General features: G+C 66.4%; 16 protein-coding genes. 5 read left to right on the top strand and 11 right to left on the bottom strand.

The annotated features are described in order from the left end of the window. Positions 1 to 12: 12 nt before the first annotated feature. The 5 genes from CFB52_RS13055 to CFB52_RS13075 form a co-directional block, all read right to left on the bottom strand. Positions 13 to 1182, bottom strand: a complete 1170-nt coding sequence (locus CFB52_RS13055; protein ID WP_059576825.1) for an ABC transporter ATP-binding protein — start codon at positions 1180 to 1182, stop codon at positions 13 to 15. 19 nt (positions 1183 to 1201) lie between these two features. Then, entirely contained in the window at positions 1202 to 2152 is a 951-nt protein-coding gene (locus CFB52_RS13060; RefSeq protein WP_006478051.1) for a branched-chain amino acid ABC transporter permease, read from the bottom strand. A gap of 211 nt (positions 2153 to 2363) precedes the next feature. Then, the gene (locus CFB52_RS13065; RefSeq protein WP_059576828.1) at positions 2364 to 3008 is read right to left on the bottom strand and encodes a hypothetical protein; all 645 of its coding nucleotides are present in this window, start codon (positions 3006 to 3008) and stop codon (positions 2364 to 2366) included. A gap of 268 nt (positions 3009 to 3276) precedes the next feature. Continuing rightward, positions 3277 to 4257 carry a 4-hydroxy-3-methylbut-2-enyl diphosphate reductase gene (gene ispH / locus CFB52_RS13070; protein ID WP_059576830.1) on the bottom strand — a complete coding sequence of 327 codons (981 nt, stop codon included), beginning with the start codon at positions 4255 to 4257 and terminating at the stop codon, positions 3277 to 3279. A 2-nt stretch (positions 4258 to 4259) separates the two neighbouring features. Further along, complete coding sequence (locus CFB52_RS13075) at positions 4260 to 4715, bottom strand: peptidylprolyl isomerase (protein ID WP_006488950.1); 456 nt, start codon at positions 4713 to 4715, stop codon at positions 4260 to 4262. A gap of 135 nt (positions 4716 to 4850) precedes the next feature. On the opposite strand from CFB52_RS13075, the gene radC reads away from it, so the two are divergent. From radC to nadB, 4 genes are all read left to right on the top strand, one after another. Continuing rightward, positions 4851 to 5624: a DNA repair protein RadC gene (radC, locus tag CFB52_RS13080; protein WP_099316740.1), complete on the top strand. Its 774-nt coding sequence runs from the start codon at positions 4851 to 4853 to the stop codon at positions 5622 to 5624. A 237-nt stretch (positions 5625 to 5861) separates the two neighbouring features. Next, positions 5862 to 6095, top strand: a complete 234-nt coding sequence (rpmB, locus tag CFB52_RS13085; protein WP_004186391.1) for a 50S ribosomal protein L28 — start codon at positions 5862 to 5864, stop codon at positions 6093 to 6095. A 17-nt stretch (positions 6096 to 6112) separates the two neighbouring features. After that, positions 6113 to 6280, top strand: a complete 168-nt coding sequence (gene rpmG / locus CFB52_RS13090; RefSeq protein ID WP_006478046.1) for a 50S ribosomal protein L33 — start codon at positions 6113 to 6115, stop codon at positions 6278 to 6280. Positions 6281 to 6441: 161 nt separating this feature from the next. Beyond that, entirely contained in the window at positions 6442 to 8028 is a 1587-nt protein-coding gene (nadB, locus tag CFB52_RS13095) for an L-aspartate oxidase (protein ID WP_059576836.1), read from the top strand. 95 nt (positions 8029 to 8123) lie between these two features. Here nadB and nadC read toward each other — a convergent pair whose 3' ends face one another. The 6 genes from nadC to purN all read right to left on the bottom strand — a co-directional run bounded on the left by nadC (position 8124) and on the right by purN (position 15186). After that, on the bottom strand, positions 8124 to 9005 hold the full coding sequence (gene nadC, locus CFB52_RS13100; protein WP_059576839.1) for a carboxylating nicotinate-nucleotide diphosphorylase: 882 nt from the start codon (positions 9003 to 9005) through the stop codon (positions 8124 to 8126). Next, positions 9002 to 10138: a quinolinate synthase NadA gene (gene nadA, locus CFB52_RS13105; protein WP_099316954.1), complete on the bottom strand. Its 1137-nt coding sequence runs from the start codon at positions 10136 to 10138 to the stop codon at positions 9002 to 9004. Before nadA ends, nadC begins: the two co-directional genes overlap by 4 nt. A 311-nt stretch (positions 10139 to 10449) precedes the next feature. Beyond that, positions 10450 to 11646: an acyl-CoA desaturase gene (locus tag CFB52_RS13110; protein ID WP_059576842.1), complete on the bottom strand. Its 1197-nt coding sequence runs from the start codon at positions 11644 to 11646 to the stop codon at positions 10450 to 10452. Positions 11647 to 11860: 214 nt separating this feature from the next. Beyond that, entirely contained in the window at positions 11861 to 13243 is a 1383-nt protein-coding gene (locus tag CFB52_RS13115) for a mechanosensitive ion channel family protein (protein WP_099316741.1), read from the bottom strand. Positions 13244 to 13261: 18 nt separating this feature from the next. Further along, positions 13262 to 14527 carry an RsmB/NOP family class I SAM-dependent RNA methyltransferase gene (locus CFB52_RS13120; protein ID WP_059646213.1) on the bottom strand — a complete coding sequence of 422 codons (1266 nt, stop codon included), beginning with the start codon at positions 14525 to 14527 and terminating at the stop codon, positions 13262 to 13264. After that, a complete protein-coding gene (gene purN / locus CFB52_RS13125; RefSeq protein WP_059646210.1) occupies positions 14524 to 15186 on the bottom strand; it encodes a phosphoribosylglycinamide formyltransferase in 663 nt (220 codons plus the stop codon). Before purN ends, CFB52_RS13120 begins: the two co-directional genes overlap by 4 nt. 122 nt (positions 15187 to 15308) lie before the next feature. Between purN and CFB52_RS13130 the strand changes: the two genes are divergently transcribed. After that, complete coding sequence (locus CFB52_RS13130; RefSeq protein ID WP_059576853.1) at positions 15309 to 16301, top strand: bifunctional riboflavin kinase/FAD synthetase; 993 nt, start codon at positions 15309 to 15311, stop codon at positions 16299 to 16301. The last annotated feature ends 80 nt before the right edge of the window (positions 16302 to 16381 follow it).

Below are 16381 nucleotides of genomic sequence, written 5' to 3' on the forward strand. Positions count from 1 at the left end.
CTTGTCCGTAGGTTAAGCGCGCACCGGCTTCTTGCTGTTGCGCTTCGCCAGTTTCGCGATCTTGTCCTCATGCTTCGGCGCGGGCCACAGGCCTTCCGAGCGGTACAGCATGATGATGACCATCGCGAGGCCGTACAGCGCCTGACGGATCACTTCCGTATCGACGATGTCATGACCGAACAGCGCATGCTGCAGCGGGCTCATCGTCGAGCGCAGGAATTCCGGGAAAATCGCGAGCAGCACCGCACCCAGGATCACGCCCGGGATGTGGCCCATGCCGCCCAGCACCACGCAGGCGAGCACGACGATCGATTCCCAGAACGTGAACGACTCGGGCGACACGAAACCCTGGAACGCGCCGAACATCGAGCCCGACAGGCCGCCGAACGACGCGCCCATCGCGAACGCGAGCAGCTTCACGTTACGGGTGTTGATGCCCATCGCCTTCGCGGCGATCTCGTCTTCGCGGATCGCGGCCCACGCACGGCCGATACGCGAGTGCTGCAGACGCGTACACACCCAGATCACCAGCAGCGAGCAGAGCACGAACAGGTAGTAGTACATGTACACCGACGGCAGCTGGAAGCCGAACAGCGAGTGCGTCTGCGACAGGTTGAAGCCGCCGACGTGCACCGGATCGATGCCCGTGATCCCCTTCGGGCCGTTGGTGATGTTCACCGGACGGTCGAGGTTGTTCATGAAGATCCGGACGATTTCACCGAAGCCGAGCGTGACGATCGCCAGGTAGTCGCCGCGCAGGCGCAGCGTCGGCGCACCGAGCAGGATCCCGAAGGTCGCCGCGAGCGCCATCGCGATCGGCACGATGATCAGGAACGGCACGTGCAGCCCGTTCGGCGCGAGCGCCGCGATCCACTCGAACTGCGAGGTCAGGTGCGGCGAGCTCAGCAGCGCGGCCGTATAGGCGCCCACCGCGTAGAACGCGATGTAGCCGAGGTCGAGCAGGCCGGCGAAGCCCACCACCACGTTCAGGCCCAGCGCGAGCATCACGTACAGCATTGCGAAGTCGAGCACGCGGACCCAGTAGTTGCCGCCGGCCGAGCCGATCACGATCGGCGCGGCGATCACGAGGACGGCAGTGAGCAGGCCGATGACGACGGTCTTGGCGGTGTTGCGCTCTTCGACGAGCGACGTCGACGATTCGATCGGTTGAATGGATGTCATGTTGTTTGCTCCCCTTCCGTTACGCGCGGTCCGCGACACGTTCGCCCAGCAGGCCCGACGGACGGAACACCAGCACGATGATCAGCACGACGAAGGCGAACACGTCCTGGTAGTTGCTGCCGAACACGCCGCCCGTGAGGTTGCCGATGTAGCCGGCCCCGAGCTGCTCGATCAGGCCGAGCAGCACGCCGCCGACCATCGCGCCGCCGAGGTTGCCGATCCCGCCGAGCACCGCGGCCGTGAACGCCTTCATGCCGGGGATGAAGCCCATGTAGAAGTGCACGTTGCCGTATTCGGACGCGATCATCACGCCGGCCAGCGCGGCGAGCGCGGAGCCGATCATGAACGTGGCGGAGATCACGAAGTTCGGGTTCACGCCCATCAGGCTTGCCGTATTCGGGCTTTCGGCGATCGCGCGCATCGCGCGGCCGAGCTTGGTCTTGTGCACGAGCAGCAGCAGGCCGCCCATCACGATGAACGCCACCGCGATGATCACGATTTCGGTGACCGAGATCACGGCGCCGGGCGTCGTGTCGGTGGCCTTGATCACGTTGATCGGGTCGGTCGGCAGCAATTGCGGGAACGGCAGCGGGTTGCGCGACCAGATGATCATCGCGGCCGTCTGCAGCAGGATCGACACGCCGATCGCGGTGATCAGCGGGGCGAGGCGCGGCGCGCGGCGCAGCGGCCGGTACGCGACGCGCTCGATCGTGAAGCCGACGAACGCGCAGACGACCGCGGCGATGCCCAGGCCGATCGTCAGCGTCGCGACGTTGCCGAGTCCGGGAAAGTGGTTCTGCAGCACGGTGATGGCCGACAGCGCGACCATCGCGCCGATCATCAGCACGTCGCCGTGCGCGAAGTTGATGATGCCGAGAATGCCGTACACCATCGTGTATCCCAACGCGATGATGGCGTACACACTGCCGAGCACCAGCCCGTTGAGAACCTGCTGGACGAAAATATCCATTTAAAGCTCCTTGGCCCGTGCTGCCGGAGGACGTTGCGCCCCGCGGGTAAGCGAGGAATCGCGCCTTCTCGGCGGCACTGCGGGTACTAGTCGATACCGGTAAGGGTGGATCGTCCCGGCGCGCGCCGCCCGGCCTGTACGGCCGGACCTGCCGCCGGAGCGGATACAAAAACGGCACCGCACTGTTCCGGTGCCGTCATGAGTCCCGTCGCTAAATCGTCACGACGTCGAGGACGGTGTTCGTGGCCTCCTTGAAGTCGTGGGGCAGCATGCCGAGACGGCCGTCATCCGGTTTCCCGGCATCCGTGCCTTGGCCCGTCCAGTGCCATGCAAGCATCGCGCCAGGACGGATCGGATTCCGCGCCGCGTCGCCCGGGAAGGCGTTGCGACGGGCGCGCCCGACTTTCGTCAGGACTGCATCGGAATCCATCGTACGAACCAGGCTGCGCGCCGCGACACGGTCGGTCGCGGCAGCGCGCTGTTTCGTCGAATCGAATTGAAGGGGAGACAATGGCTTCGGCACGCTACCGGCAGCGCCGCGATCGTCCGCCATCCGTGGACCCGCCACTTGCCGCGCTACAACCTGCATGCCCGCTGCCGGCCCGATCGCCAGGCCATGCGTGTTGATTTCCTCGATCGTCAAACGTGCCCCGTTTTCCTTGTCCCTGCCCAGTTGCGCGATACGGCGCGCCGATGGCGCCGCAGGTCCGGTTCCGGCGACGCGCACGCCGGTGGCCGCCGGTGCCGCGTACACCGCAGCCTCCCTGGCCGCCCCGCCGTCGCTCTTTTTGCTGCAGCCGGCAAACATTGCAACCGGTGCGGCGACGGACACGGCGTAAGCCAACTTCACATGCATCGAATGGTCTCCCGCGCCTTGCCAAAACCCGTTTCAAAGCCATTCCGGCTTGAAAACGGGCGCATTGTAACTCCATTTATAGGACGCCAATAATCCTGATTCGATGGGGTTTTCCTGCATTGCAACCAATTTTGAGACACGATTGGGCGCGCCCGGAGCAACCGGGTTGCACCATGCTTGGGAATAACGGTTGCGATGTGAATTTCTAGGCACAAAAAAAGCGCGCCGACGGGCGCGCTTCGGTATTCCGCTGGGTGCGATGCGGCAATCAGGCCGCGGGCGGCAGGTTCAACCCGCGCGGCAGCGGAAACGACACGTTTTCCTCGATGCCCTCGAGTGCGCGGACGTTGCGCACGCCGAGCTCGCGCAGCCGCGCGATCACGGCCTGGGCGAGCACTTCGGGCGCCGACGCGCCGGCCGTCACGCCGATGCGGCGCTTGCCGGCAACCCATGCCGGATCGATCTGATCCGGCGCATCGACCATGTACGCGGCCACCCCGCGCTTTTCGGCCACTTCGCGCAGCCGGCTCGAGTTCGAGCTGTTCGGACTGCCGACCACGATCACGACGTCGCACTGCGGCGCCATGAACTTCACCGCATCCTGCCGGTTCTGCGTCGCGTAGCAGATGTCCTGCTTCTTCGGCTCGCGGATCTTCGGATACTTCGCCTTCAGCGCGCCGATGATCTCGGCCGCGTCGTCGACGGACAGCGTCGTCTGCGTGACGAGCGCGATGCGCTCGGGATCGGCGAGCTCGAGCTTCTGCACGTCCTCGACGCTTTCGACGAGATGCATGCCCCGCTCGACCTGGCCCATCGTGCCTTCGACCTCGGGATGGCCCTTGTGTCCGATCATGACGATGTCGACGCCGTCCTGGCGCATCTTCGCCACTTCGACGTGCACCTTCGTGACGAGCGGGCAGGTTGCGTCGTAAATGCGCAACCCGCGCACGTCCGCCTCGTCGCGCACGGCTTTCGACACGCCGTGCGCACTGAAGATCACGGTGTTGCCGGCCGGCACTTCCTCGAGTTCCTCGACGAAGATCGCGCCCTTCTTCTTCAGATCCTCGACCACGTACTTGTTGTGGACGATTTCGTGACGCACGTAGATCGGCGCACCGTGCATCGCGATGGCGCGCTCGACGATCTCGATCGCGCGGTCGACGCCCGCGCAGAAACCGCGCGGCTGGGCCAGCAGGATTTCGGCGTCGGCGGCGACGGTCTGCGCGGACAGCGTATCGGTGGTACTCATGATTACAGGATTCCGATGATTTTCACTTCGAACGTGAGCGCCTGGCCCGCGAGCGGATGATTGAAGTCGAACAGCGCCGAGGTCTCGCTGACTTCCTTCAGCACCCCCGCGTAGCGGCCGCCATCCGGTGCGTTGAACTCGATGAGCTCGCCCGGCGTGAAATCGTCGCCGACCATCCCGTTCTCGCGCAGCGTCGACAGCGTCACGCGCTGAAGCATGTCGGGATTGCGGGGGCCGAACCCCTGATCGGGCGCTAGCTGAAAAGTCGAGTGGTCGCCGACCCTGAGCCCGAGCAGAATCTGTTCCAGCGACGGCGCCAGTTGCCCCGCGCCCAGCAACAGCGTGGCCGGCTTGTCCGAGAAGGTGTTGACGATGTCGGCGCCGTCGGCCAGTGCCAGCCGGTAATGCAACGTGACGTGGGAACCGGGCTTCACTTCGGATAGATCGATGAGGCTCATGAATTACTCGTTCGGTCGGCGCCCGCTACGGCCGAATGGCCCGGCGCAAAGCCAATATTGTAAGTCACCTGAGCGTGCAAGGCGGAAAGTGCGACGACGTCGCGCACGCCGCCCGCCGCCAATGGAGTTCAGACCATGCTGTCACCCCGCCTCATCCTGCCGTCGGCCCAATGCCGCGACACCACCGATGCGCCGGCCGATCCGCCCGCCCGCGTCATCCCGATCAACCGGCGCAGGCGCCGCCCGGGCGACTGGCGGCCGGAGCGGCCGCGCGAGCGGCTGCTGGAACGCGGGCCGGCCGCGCTGACCGACGACGAACTGATCGCGCTGCTGCTCGGCACGGGCAAGCCCGGTCACGACGTATTCGTCATCGCCCGCGATCTGATCAAGCAGTACAAGTCGCTGCGCGGATTGCTCGAAGCGGGCGCCGACGATTTCGAGGCACACCCCGGCATCGGCCCCGCGCGCTCCGCGCGGCTGGTCGCGGTCACCGAGATCGCCCGGCGCATGCTGGAGGAGAAGGCACGGGACGGCATGCAGATCGATTCGCCCGGCGCCGTCGAGGATTGCCTGCGAATGAAGATCGGCACGCTCCCGCACGAAGTATTCGTCGCGGTCTATCTGGACGCCCGCAACCGCATGATCGACATGGAGGAACTCGCGCGCGGCTCGCTCACGCGGATGGCCGTCTATCCGCGCGAGATCGTGCGCCGCGCGATGCAACAGAACGCCGCGGCGCTGATCGTCGCGCACAACCATCCGTCGGGCGCGGTGCAGCCGAGCGCGGAAGACCGCCGCCTGACGCGCGTGCTGAAAGACGCGCTCGAGCTCGTCGACGTGCGGCTGCTCGATCACGTCGTCGTCGGCGTCAGCGATACTTTCTCGTTCGCGCGGGCTGGTTGGCTGTAGACTGTGGCGCGGCAGCCCGTCCCAGGGCGCCGCAACGGCGAAGCGAAATTAGGTTTGATTTTTCTGAACTTTTTCTGCTAGAATCGCCGTCTGTCTTTTTTCCAACCAGTTCTAGCCATCGAAGGGCCTTGTCTGTAAGGGCTACGGCGTTCTGAGTGCAGCCATGGATCACGTGGCGGTGCGATGGAACCTTCACCGGCGATCGAACCCCGAATTTAGCGTATTAGGAGTGCTCTCATGGCACGCGTATGCCAAGTAACTGGGAAAGCGCCGATGAGCGGCAACAACGTTTCCCACGCCAACAACAAGACGAAGCGCCGCTTCCTGCCGAACCTGCAAAACCGCCGGTTCTGGGTGGAGAGCGAAAACCGCTGGGTGCGTCTGCGCGTCTCGAACGCCGGCCTGCGCCTGATCGACAAGAACGGCATCGATTCCGTGCTCGCTGACCTGCGCGCACGCGGCGAAGCCTAAGCCCAAGGAGCACAATCATGGCAAAAGGCGCCCGCGACAAGATCAAGCTCGAGTCGACCGCTGGTACGGGTCACTTCTACACGACCACGAAGAACAAGCGCAACATGCCGGAAAAGATGGCGATCAAGAAGTTCGATCCCGTCGTCCGCAAGCATGTGGAATACAAAGAAACCAAGATCAAGTAATCTCCGGTTTCTGCCAGCTTGACGGTGACCGAAAAGCCCCGCACATGCGGGGCTTTTTGTTTTGCGCGCACGCGCGGGCCCCCGACGCGGTATGCTCTCCCCTTTCCGCGGCGACAGCCGACGGAACGCAAGATCAAAAAGCGTAACGATGGAGATGCAGCATGAAATTCGACGTGGCGATCGTCGGCAGCGGCCTGGCAGGGCTGTCGGTCGCACTCAATCTGGCCAGCACGCGACGTGTCGCGCTGATCGCGAAACGTTCGATGATGGAGGGGGCGAGCGATAACGCGCAGGGCGGCATCGCAGCGGTCCTCGACTCGGCGGACAGCATCGAGAACCACGTCGACGACACGCTGGTCGCCGGTGGCGGCCTGTGCGACGAAGGCGCGACGCGCTACATCGTCGAGCACGGCCGCGAAGCGATCGAATGGCTGATCTCGCAAGGCGTGCCGTTCACGAAGGACGACGCGGCCGAACTCGGCTTTCACTTGACGCGCGAAGGCGGTCACAGCCACCGCCGGATCATCCATGCGGCCGATGCGACCGGCCATGCGGTGCTCGCGACACTGTCGGAGCGGGCGCGCCAGCATCCGAACATCACGTTCCTCGAAAACCACCACGCGATCGACCTGATCACGTCGGACCGGCTCGGGCTGCCCGGCCGCCGCTGTCACGGCCTGTATGCGCTCGACGTCGACAACGACCGCACGATCACGATCGAGGCGCCGCACACGGTACTCGCCACCGGTGGCGCGGGCAAGGTCTACCTGTACACGACGAACCCCGATACCGCGACCGGCGACGGCATCGCGATGGCATGGCGTGCCGGCTGCCGCGTGTCGAACATGGAATTCATCCAGTTCCACCCCACCTGCCTGTTCCATCCGTACGCGAAATCGTTCCTGATTTCGGAAGCCGTGCGCGGCGAAGGCGGCCTGCTGAAGCTGCCCGACGGTACGCGCTTCATGCCCTCGCACGATCCACGCGCCGAACTCGCGCCGCGCGACATCGTCGCACGCGCGATCGACTTCGAGATCAAGAAGCGCGGGATCGACTGCGTGTATCTCGACATCAGCCATCAGCCGGAAGCATTCCTGCGCGAGCACTTCCCGACGATCCATGCGCGCTGCCTCGAATTCGGCATCGACATCGCGAAACAGCCGATCCCCGTCGTGCCGGCCGCGCACTATACGTGCGGCGGCGTCGTCACCGATCTCGCGGGCCGCACCGATCTCGCCGGCCTGTATGCGGTCGGCGAAACGTCGTACACGGGGCTGCACGGCGCGAACCGGCTCGCGAGCAACTCGCTGCTCGAATGTCTCGTGATCGGCCGCGCAGCAGCCGGGGCGATCGAGGCCGCCGGCTTCGACGCCGACACGCCGGCCGCGCTGCCCGCCTGGGACGAAAGCCGCGTGTCGGACGCGGACGAGGAAGTCGTCGTGGCGCACAACTGGGACGAATTGCGCCGCCTGATGTGGAACTACGTCGGCATCGTGCGCACCGACAAGCGTCTCGAACGCGCGAAGCACCGGCTGTCGCTGCTGCGCGACGAAATCCACGAGTACTACGCGAACTTCCGCGTGACGCGCGATCTGCTCGAACTGCGCAACCTCGTCGACGTGGCAACGCTGATCGTGAAGAGCGCGTACTCGCGCCGCGAAAGCCGCGGGCTGCACTACAGCCGCGACTGGCCGCATACGCTGCCGAAGGCGCTGCCGAGCGTGCTCACGCCGCGCTCGCGCCGCTGAGCGGCGCGCCGCCCTTCCCGGCTGCGGCCGCACAAGAAAAAGGCCGTTGGCGTTTGCGCGCCAACGGCCTTTTTGTCCGATCGGACGCGAATCGGTCAGTCGACGATCCGCATCGAATAGTCCGTCGCCCGCACGTCCTTCGTCAGCGCGCCGATCGAGATGCGATCGACGCCCGTCTCCGCGAACGTGCGCACCGTATCGAAATTGACGCCCCCGGACACTTCGAGCACGGCCTTGCCGGCCGCGACGCGTACCGCTTCGCGCATCATGTCCAGCGTGAAGTTGTCGAGCAGCACCGATTGCGCGCCATGCGCGAGTGCCGTGTCGAGCTGCGCAAGCGTCTCGACTTCGATCTGCACCGGCACGCCCGATTCGAGCGCGAACGCCGCATCGAGGGCTTCACCGACGCCGCCTGCCGCCGCGATGTGGTTCTCCTTGATCAGGATGCCGTCGTACAGCGCGAGACGCTGGTTCTCGCCGCCGCCCACCCGGACCGCGTACTTCTGCGCGAGCCGCAGCCCCGGCAGCGTCTTGCGCGTATCGAGGATCTTCGCGCGCGTACCTTCGACACGATCGACGTAACGGCGCGTCGCCGTCGCGACGCCCGACAGCAGCTGCAGGAAGTTCAGCCCGTTGCGCTCGGCCGTCAGCAACGCGCGCGCCGGCCCCTCGAGTTCGCACACGGCCGAATCGGGCATCATCCGGTCGCCTTCGCGATAGCGCCATTGCACGACGATCGACGGATCGATCCGCGCGATCACGGCCTCGAACCACGGCACGCCGCACAGCACGGCTTCCTCGCGCACGATGATCCGCGCACGGCGGCGCTCGGCGGCCGGCACGAGCCGCCCGGTCTGGTCGCCGGCACCGACGTCCTCGGCGATCGCGTCGGCCACGTTGCGCGCGATCGCTTCGTCGAATGCCGCCCCGTATTGGGCGCGGACGGCGTCGAACAGCGGGGAGACGGCGTTGCTCATGCGGCCCCCACGTTCGCGAACAGCTGCTGGTCGCGCTGCAGGTCGCCGCTCGCCTGCACGCGCTTCTTGTGCGCGGCCGCGAATTCGAGCATCCGGTCGATCGGCAAGCGCGCGCGTTCGCCGATCGCGGGATCGACGAAGATCTCGTTGTGACCGCGCTCGAGCACGTCGGCGAGGTTCGCGAGGCCGTTCATCGCCATCCACGGGCAGTGCGCGCAGCTCTTGCAGGTCGCGCTGTTGCCGGCCGTCGGCGCGGCGATGAAAGTCTTGCCGGGCGCGGCAAGCTGCATCTTGTGCAGGATGCCGAGGTCGGTCGCGACGATGAAGCGCTTCGCGTCGAACTTGACGGCCGCGTCGATCAGCTGCGTGGTCGAGCCGACGACGTCGGCCTGCGCGACGACGTTTTCCGGCGATTCCGGATGCACGAGCACCTTCGCGTCCGGATATTCGGCGCGCAGCAGGTCGAGCTCGATGCCCTTGAACTCGTCGTGGACGAGGCACGAGCCTTGCCACAGCAGCATGTCGGCGCCGGTTTTCTTCTGGATATAGCTGCCGAGATGGCGGTCCGGCGCCCAGATGATCTTTTCGCCGCGCGCGTGCAGGTCGGCCACGATTTCGAGGCCGATGGACGACGTGACCATCCAGTCCGCGCGCGCCTTCACGGCCGCGCTGGTGTTCGCGTAGACGACCACGGTACGGTCCGGATGCGCATCGCAGAACGCCGAGAATTCGTCGACCGGGCAGCCGAGGTCGAGCGAACAGGTCGCGTCGAGATCGGGCATCAGGATTCGCTTGTTCGGGCTCAGGATCTTCGCGGTCTCGCCCATGAAGCGCACGCCGGCGACGACCAGCGTCTGCGCGTCGTGATCGCGGCCGAAGCGAGCCATTTCGAGCGAATCCGCCACGCAGCCGCCCGTTTCGTCGGCCAGTTCCTGCAGTTCGGCATCCACGTAGTAGTGGGCGACGAGCACGGCCTTTTCACGGGTGAGCAATGCCTTGATGCGCGCCTTCAGCGCAGCGCGCTCCTCGGCGGACGGCGCATCGGGCACCTTGGCCCATGCTTGCCCGACGCTACAGACGGTGCCTGCCGACACCGGCCGGTCGTACTCGACGGATTTGATCGTCGATTGCATCTCCATATCTCCTGTCGGCCCAAGTTAGCGCTTCAGCGCTTACTTGGGCCCCATGCTACGCGGTCGGCCCAAGTTAGCGCTTCAGCGCTTACTTGGGCCCCATGCTACGCGGTCGGCCCAAGTTGGCGCTTCAGCGCTTACTTGGGTCCCATGCTTCGCGGTCGGCGTGAGCGGTTTTTCGGCCCTGACGCGGCGCCCAAACTTCACACCAATTCCGGCGCCTGGGCCATCCTGCAAAAACCAGCCGCCCAAATGAAAAAACCCCGCCAACGCGGGGTTTGTGACGTCCTGAGATTCTAATCGATTTCGAATCAGGCGTAGCGGCGCAGGCGCGTCGCGAATTCCTGCAGCGCCTTGATGCCGCTTTGTTCTGCGCGATGACACCAATCCTGTAATTGCGCGAGAAGCTGTTCGCGCGACGCGGTCGAACGGTCCCAGATCGCGGCGAGATCCTGGCGCAGCTGGAAGTACGTATGCAGCTTCTGGCTGTTCGCGAAGATTTCCGGCAGCAGCTTCTTCTGCGGCTCGTCGAGGCCGTCGGCGTCCTTGTGGAACCACTTGCGCGCGCTGCGCATCAGCTGGTACTTCTCGCTCGAACCGAGTTCCTTCAGGTGCGCAAGCTCCTGGCGGTAGGCACGCTTGACGGCCTTGCCGTAGCGCGCCATCACTTCGTAGCGGTTCGACAGCACGGCCTGCAGCGTTTCCTGGTCGAGCACCGTCTTAGGCTTGTTCAGACGCGGCGTGGGCGCGACCTTCTTCACCTTCGCGAGACCGAATGCCGACATGATGCGGATGTACATCCAGCCGATGTCGAACTCGTACCACTTGTTCGACAGCTTCGCCGACGTCGCGAACGTATGGTGGTTGTTGTGCAGTTCCTCGCCGCCGATCACGATGCCCCACGGGAACAGGTTCGTGCTCGCGTCGGCCGAGTTGAAGTTGCGATAGCCCCAGAAGTGACCGAAGCCGTTGACGACGCCCGCCGCCCAGAACGGAATCCACACCATCTGCACGGCCCACACGGTCAGGCCGAGCACGCCGAACAGCGCGACGTCGATGACCATCATCAGGCTCACGCCGAGAATCGGGTACTTCGAGTAGACGTTGCGTTCGATCCAGTCGTTCGGCGTGCCGTGGCTGAACTTGCGCATCGTCTCTTCGTTCTTCGCTTCCGCGCGATACAGCTCGGCGCCCTCGAGGAACACCTTCCAGATGCCGCGCGTCTGCGGGCTGTGCGGATCTTCCTCGGTCTCGCACTTCGCGTGGTGCTTACGGTGAATCGCGGCCCACTGGCCGGTCAGCATGCCGGTGGTCATCCACAGCCACAGGCGGAAGAAGTGGCTCGCGATCGGATGCAGCTCCAGCGCGCGGTGCGCCTGGCAGCGGTGCAGGTAGACCGTCACGCCGATGATCGTGACGTGCGTGACGGCGAGCGCGAACAACGCGACCTGCCACCACGAAAAATGCAGGAGCCCGTGGGAAAGAAAATCGAGCAGGGAATTCAACAAGGCAGTTACCTGTGATGAGAGCGACGCCCGTTGGCGTCAGAAGAATGAAAGCATACCGCGTGTAGACCAGAATTTTACTTCAACCGTTCCAAGTCTTTGTAAAAAATGAACATTTTCTTGCCCTCACGCAATCCGCGCGGTCCATGGGCGGACTGGGAAAGGCCCGCGATCCGGTTTCGACCGCGAAATCGGTACGATTGACCGGCCCCGAGCGCTACGCCGCCGGCGCGCGAGCGTCCAGCGCACCGTTGGCGGCAGCCGGATCGCGCCCGGCCGCCACGCCGGCCGCGGGAAAGCCGTCCGGCAGCCCGACCACGCGCACTTCGCGCTGCGGAAACGGAATGGAAATCCCGTGCTCGCCGAACAGCCGCCAGATGTTGCGGTTCACGCTCGAACGCACGCCCGACGTGCCTTTCGCCGCATCCTCGATCCAGAAGCCCAGCTCCAGGTCGATCCCGTCCGCGCCGAAACTCGCGAGGTACGGCGTCGGCGCCGGCTCGGCCAGCACGCGCGGCACGTCCTTCGCGGCTTCGGCAAGCAATGCGAGTGCCTGCTCGACGTCGCTCGTGTAGGCGACCTGCACCGCGACCTTCGCGTAGCCGCGCGTCAGGTACGACGACTGGTTCTGCACGACGTCGGTGATCAGCTTCTCGTTCGGGATCAGCGTCTCGTTGCCGTCGAGGCCGCGCACGACCGTGTAGCGCGTGCGGATCTGCGTGACGACGCCCTGCAGCCCGCCGACGCTGATCGCATCGCCGAGCCGCAGCGAGCGGTCGAGCAGGATGATGAAGCCCGACACGTAGTTGCTCGCGATCTTCTGCAGCCCGAACCCGAGGCCGACGCCCACCGCGCCGCCGAACACGCCGAGCACCGTCACGTCGATGCCGACGAGCGACAACCCGATCAGGATCGCCGCGAACACGAGCAGCGCGCGGCCGACCCGCGACAGCACGACCTTCAGGTTCGCATCGAGCGTGCTCGCGCGCGACAGGCGATCCTCGAGCACCGAGCCGAGCCACATCGCGACCATCAGCGTCACGCACACCCACAGCGCGCCGGAGATCACCGACAGCAGCGTGAGGTGCGCGGTCGCGACCCGGAACTGCACGCTGTCGAGCCAGCCGAGCACGTCGCGCTGGATGCCGAGCACGGTCATCACCATCGCGGCCCACACGACGGTCGACACGATCTTCTCGACGACCGACAGCCACGCGTGCGTGTGGCCGTCGCGCGCGAACACGCGCCGCGCGAAGAAGAACAGCACGTAGATCAGCCCGATGCCGAACAGCGGCACGAGCGCGAGCGACAGCAGCGACGTCGACATGAACGGCTCGAACGCGAGCTGCGCGCCGCCGACGAACACGCCGCCGAATAACGGAAACAACGCACGCTTCAGGCTTTGCGCGCCCGCGCCCGGCGCGCGTCCGGCCGCCCGGCGCCGCGCATCGATCCGAGCGTGCACGAAGCGCGCGGCCACCCACGCGAGACACAGCGCACCGACGAGAATCGCCGCCTGCCAGATCATCACCGGCTGGTGGAAATCGCGAATCACCGATGCCAGCCGGCGCGACAGCAGGCGGCTCTGCAGACTCTCCATCGTCCGTCCGGCCAGCCGTTACTGCGCGGCGCGGCGTTCGAGCACCGCGGCGAAGAAGCCGTCCGTCGCGTGACGGTGCGGCCACAGCGACAGGTAGTCGCCCGTCTCGAGTTCGACGCGCTGGTCGGCCAGCACCTTCTGCGCCGGCACCAGCACGAACTCGGGATGATCGGCGAGGAACTGTTCGACGATGCGCTCGTTCTCGGCATCGAGCACGCTGCAGGTCGCGTAGACGAGCCGGCCGCCCTTCTTCACGAGGCGCGCGGCGCTCGCGAGGATCGACGCCTGCTTCGGCGTCAGCTCGTCGATCGCGGTGCGCGTCTGGCGCCACTTCAGGTCGGGATTACGGCGCAGCGTGCCGAGGCCGCTGCACGGCGCGTCGACCAGCACGCGGTCGATCTTGCCGGCGAGCCGCTTGATCTTCGCGTCGTGCTCGCTGTCGATCAGCACCGGGTTCACGTTCGACAGCCCGCTGCGCGCGAGGCGCGGCTTCAGCTTCGCGAGGCGCTTCTCCGACACGTCGAACGCATAGAGGCGCCCCGTCGAGCGCATCATCGCGCCGAGCGCGAGCGTCTTGCCGCCCGCGCCCGCGCAGAAATCGACGACCATTTCGCCGCGCCGCGGCGCGACCAGCGAGCACAGCAGCTGGCTGCCTTCGTCCTGCACCTCGATCGCGCCTTCCTCGAACAGCTTCAGGCGCGTCAGCGCCGGCTTGCCGACCACGCGCACGCCGAACGGCGCGAACGGCGTCGCGCCCGCATCGATGCCGCTCGCGCGCAGCGCGTCGATCACCTGGTCGCGGGTCGCCTTCTGCGCGTTGGCACGCAGGTCGAGCGGCGCCGGGTAGTTCAGCGCGGCGGCGAGTTGCGCGAGCTCCTCGGCGTCGAAACGGGCCGACAGCGCCTGGTGAATCCAGTCGGGCAGGTTCGTGCGAATGCGCACCGGCAGGCTCGCCGGATCGATCTTCGACACGTGTTCGAGCCATGCCGACTCGGTGTCGGACAGGAACGGCTTCAGCGCATTGCGACCGACCGTCTGCATCAGGCCCAGCAGCGTGAGGCGCCGCGCGGGCGTGCCGGTGCCGCTCTCGGCCAGATGCGAAAACTCCATCTTCCGGCGCAGCACCGCGAACACGGCCTCGGCGATCACGCCGCGCTCCGCATGCCCGAGCTTCGGGTGCGCACGGAAGAACCGGCTCGTCGTCGCGTCGGCGGGGCCGGCGAATTTCAGCACCTCGGCCAGCAAAGTCTCGGTCTGGCCGATCAGGAATCCGTGCAGCTTCATACGCCCTCACTCGTTTCGGTATGCGGTTGATCCGCGAAAATCCAGCGCGCCTCGTCGGGCGCCACCACTGCGCGGCCGTTCTCGAGGCGCAGCCGCCCCTCGACGAACCAGCGCACCGCACGCGGATACAGCACATGCTCGACAGCCAGCACACGCCGCGCGAGCGCGGCCGCGTCGTCGCCGGCGCGCACGGGCACCGCGCCCTGCGCGACGATCGCGCCGCTGTCGAGCTCCGGAATGACGAAATGCACGCTCGCGCCATGCAGCGCGACGCCGGCGTCGAGCGCCTGCTGGTGCGTGTGGATGCCCTTGAAGCTCGGCAGCAGCGACGGATGGATGTTGAGCAGCCGGCCTTCGTATCGTCTGACGAATGCGGGCGTCAGGATGCGCATGAAGCCGGCGAGGACGACGAGATCGGGCGAGAAACGGTCGATCTCGGCGGCGAGCGCCGCGTCGAAGCTGTCGCGGCCGTCGAACGACCGGTGGTCGACCACCGCCGTCGCCGCCCCGTGCGACGCGGCAAAAGCCAGTCCGGCCGCATCGGGCCGGTTGGCGATCACGGCGGCAATCTCGGCCGGCCAGCGTTCCTGCGCGCACGCGCGGACGATGGCCTCCATGTTGCTGCCGCGACCGGAAATCAGGATCACGAGTTTTTTCATCCGCGAATTTTACCATTCGCCCTCGCGTTTCCCGCCTTCTCGGCCGTCGGCCCGCCCGAACGTTTATAATCTTCTGCTTTGCGGCATTCCACCGCTCATTCCCCGACGCTGCATCCGCTATCGTGAAAGTCTTCCGCGGCCTGCCCAACGCCGAGAGCCGCGCCCCGTGCGCGCTGACGATCGGCAACTTCGACGGTGTCCATCGCGGCCACCAGGCCCTGCTCGCGCGCGTGCGCGCGGCGGCGGACGCGCGCGGCCTGCCCGTGTGCGTGATGACGTTCGAGCCGCACCCGCGCGAATTCTTCAATCCGGCCGGCGCGCCGCCGCGCATCGCGATGCTGCGCGACAAGCTCGAGGCGCTGCGCGAGCACGGTGTCGACCGCGTCGTCGTCGAGCACTTCAACCACACGTTCGCGAGCCAGTCGCCGCAGGCGTTCGTCGAGCGCACGCTGGTGAACGGCCTGCACACGCGCTGGATGATGGTCGGCGACGATTTCTGCTACGGCGCGAAGCGCGCGGGCACCTTCGATACGCTGAAGGCGGCCGGCGAGCAGCACGGCTTCGAGGTCGAGCAGATGGGCACGGTGGCCGGCAGCGACGGCACGCGCATTTCCAGCTCCGGCGTGCGCGCGTCGCTCGCCGCGGGCGATCTCGACGCGGCCGCACAGGCGCTCGGCCACGGCTATGCGATCAGCGGCCACGTCGCGCACGGGCTGAAGCTCGGCCGCGATCTCGGCTTCCCGACGCTGAACCTGCCGATCGCGCACAAGCGGCCGGCGCTCGCGGGCATCTTCGTCGTGCAGGTGCACGGCCTCGGCCCCGAGCCGCTGCCGGGCGTCGCGAGCCTCGGGCTGCGTCCGACCGTCGACGATTCGGGCCGCGTGCTGCTCGAAGTCCACCTGCTCGACTGGCACGGCGACGCGTACGGCAAGCTGATCCGTGTCGAATTCCTGAAGAAGCTGCGCGACGAGGCGAAGTTCGACGATCTCGAGGCGCTGTCGCGCGCGATCGCGCTGGACGTCGCGAACGCGCGCGCGTACTTCGTCGAGCGCGACCGTGCGCCGGGCAGCCGGGCGACGGGCTTCGCGACGTCGGCCACCGACCGAATTAGCTGATCCGGACGGCGGCGCCCTGGCGCCGCACCCTCGCGCGCCTGCTCGCGCGCCTACCCGATTCACGACGCCCGAGCGTCCCC

Origin of the sequence: Burkholderia sp. AU18528 (assembly GCF_002223215.2) — a bacterium.
Classification (GTDB): Bacteria; Pseudomonadota; Gammaproteobacteria; order Burkholderiales; family Burkholderiaceae; genus Burkholderia; species Burkholderia semiarida.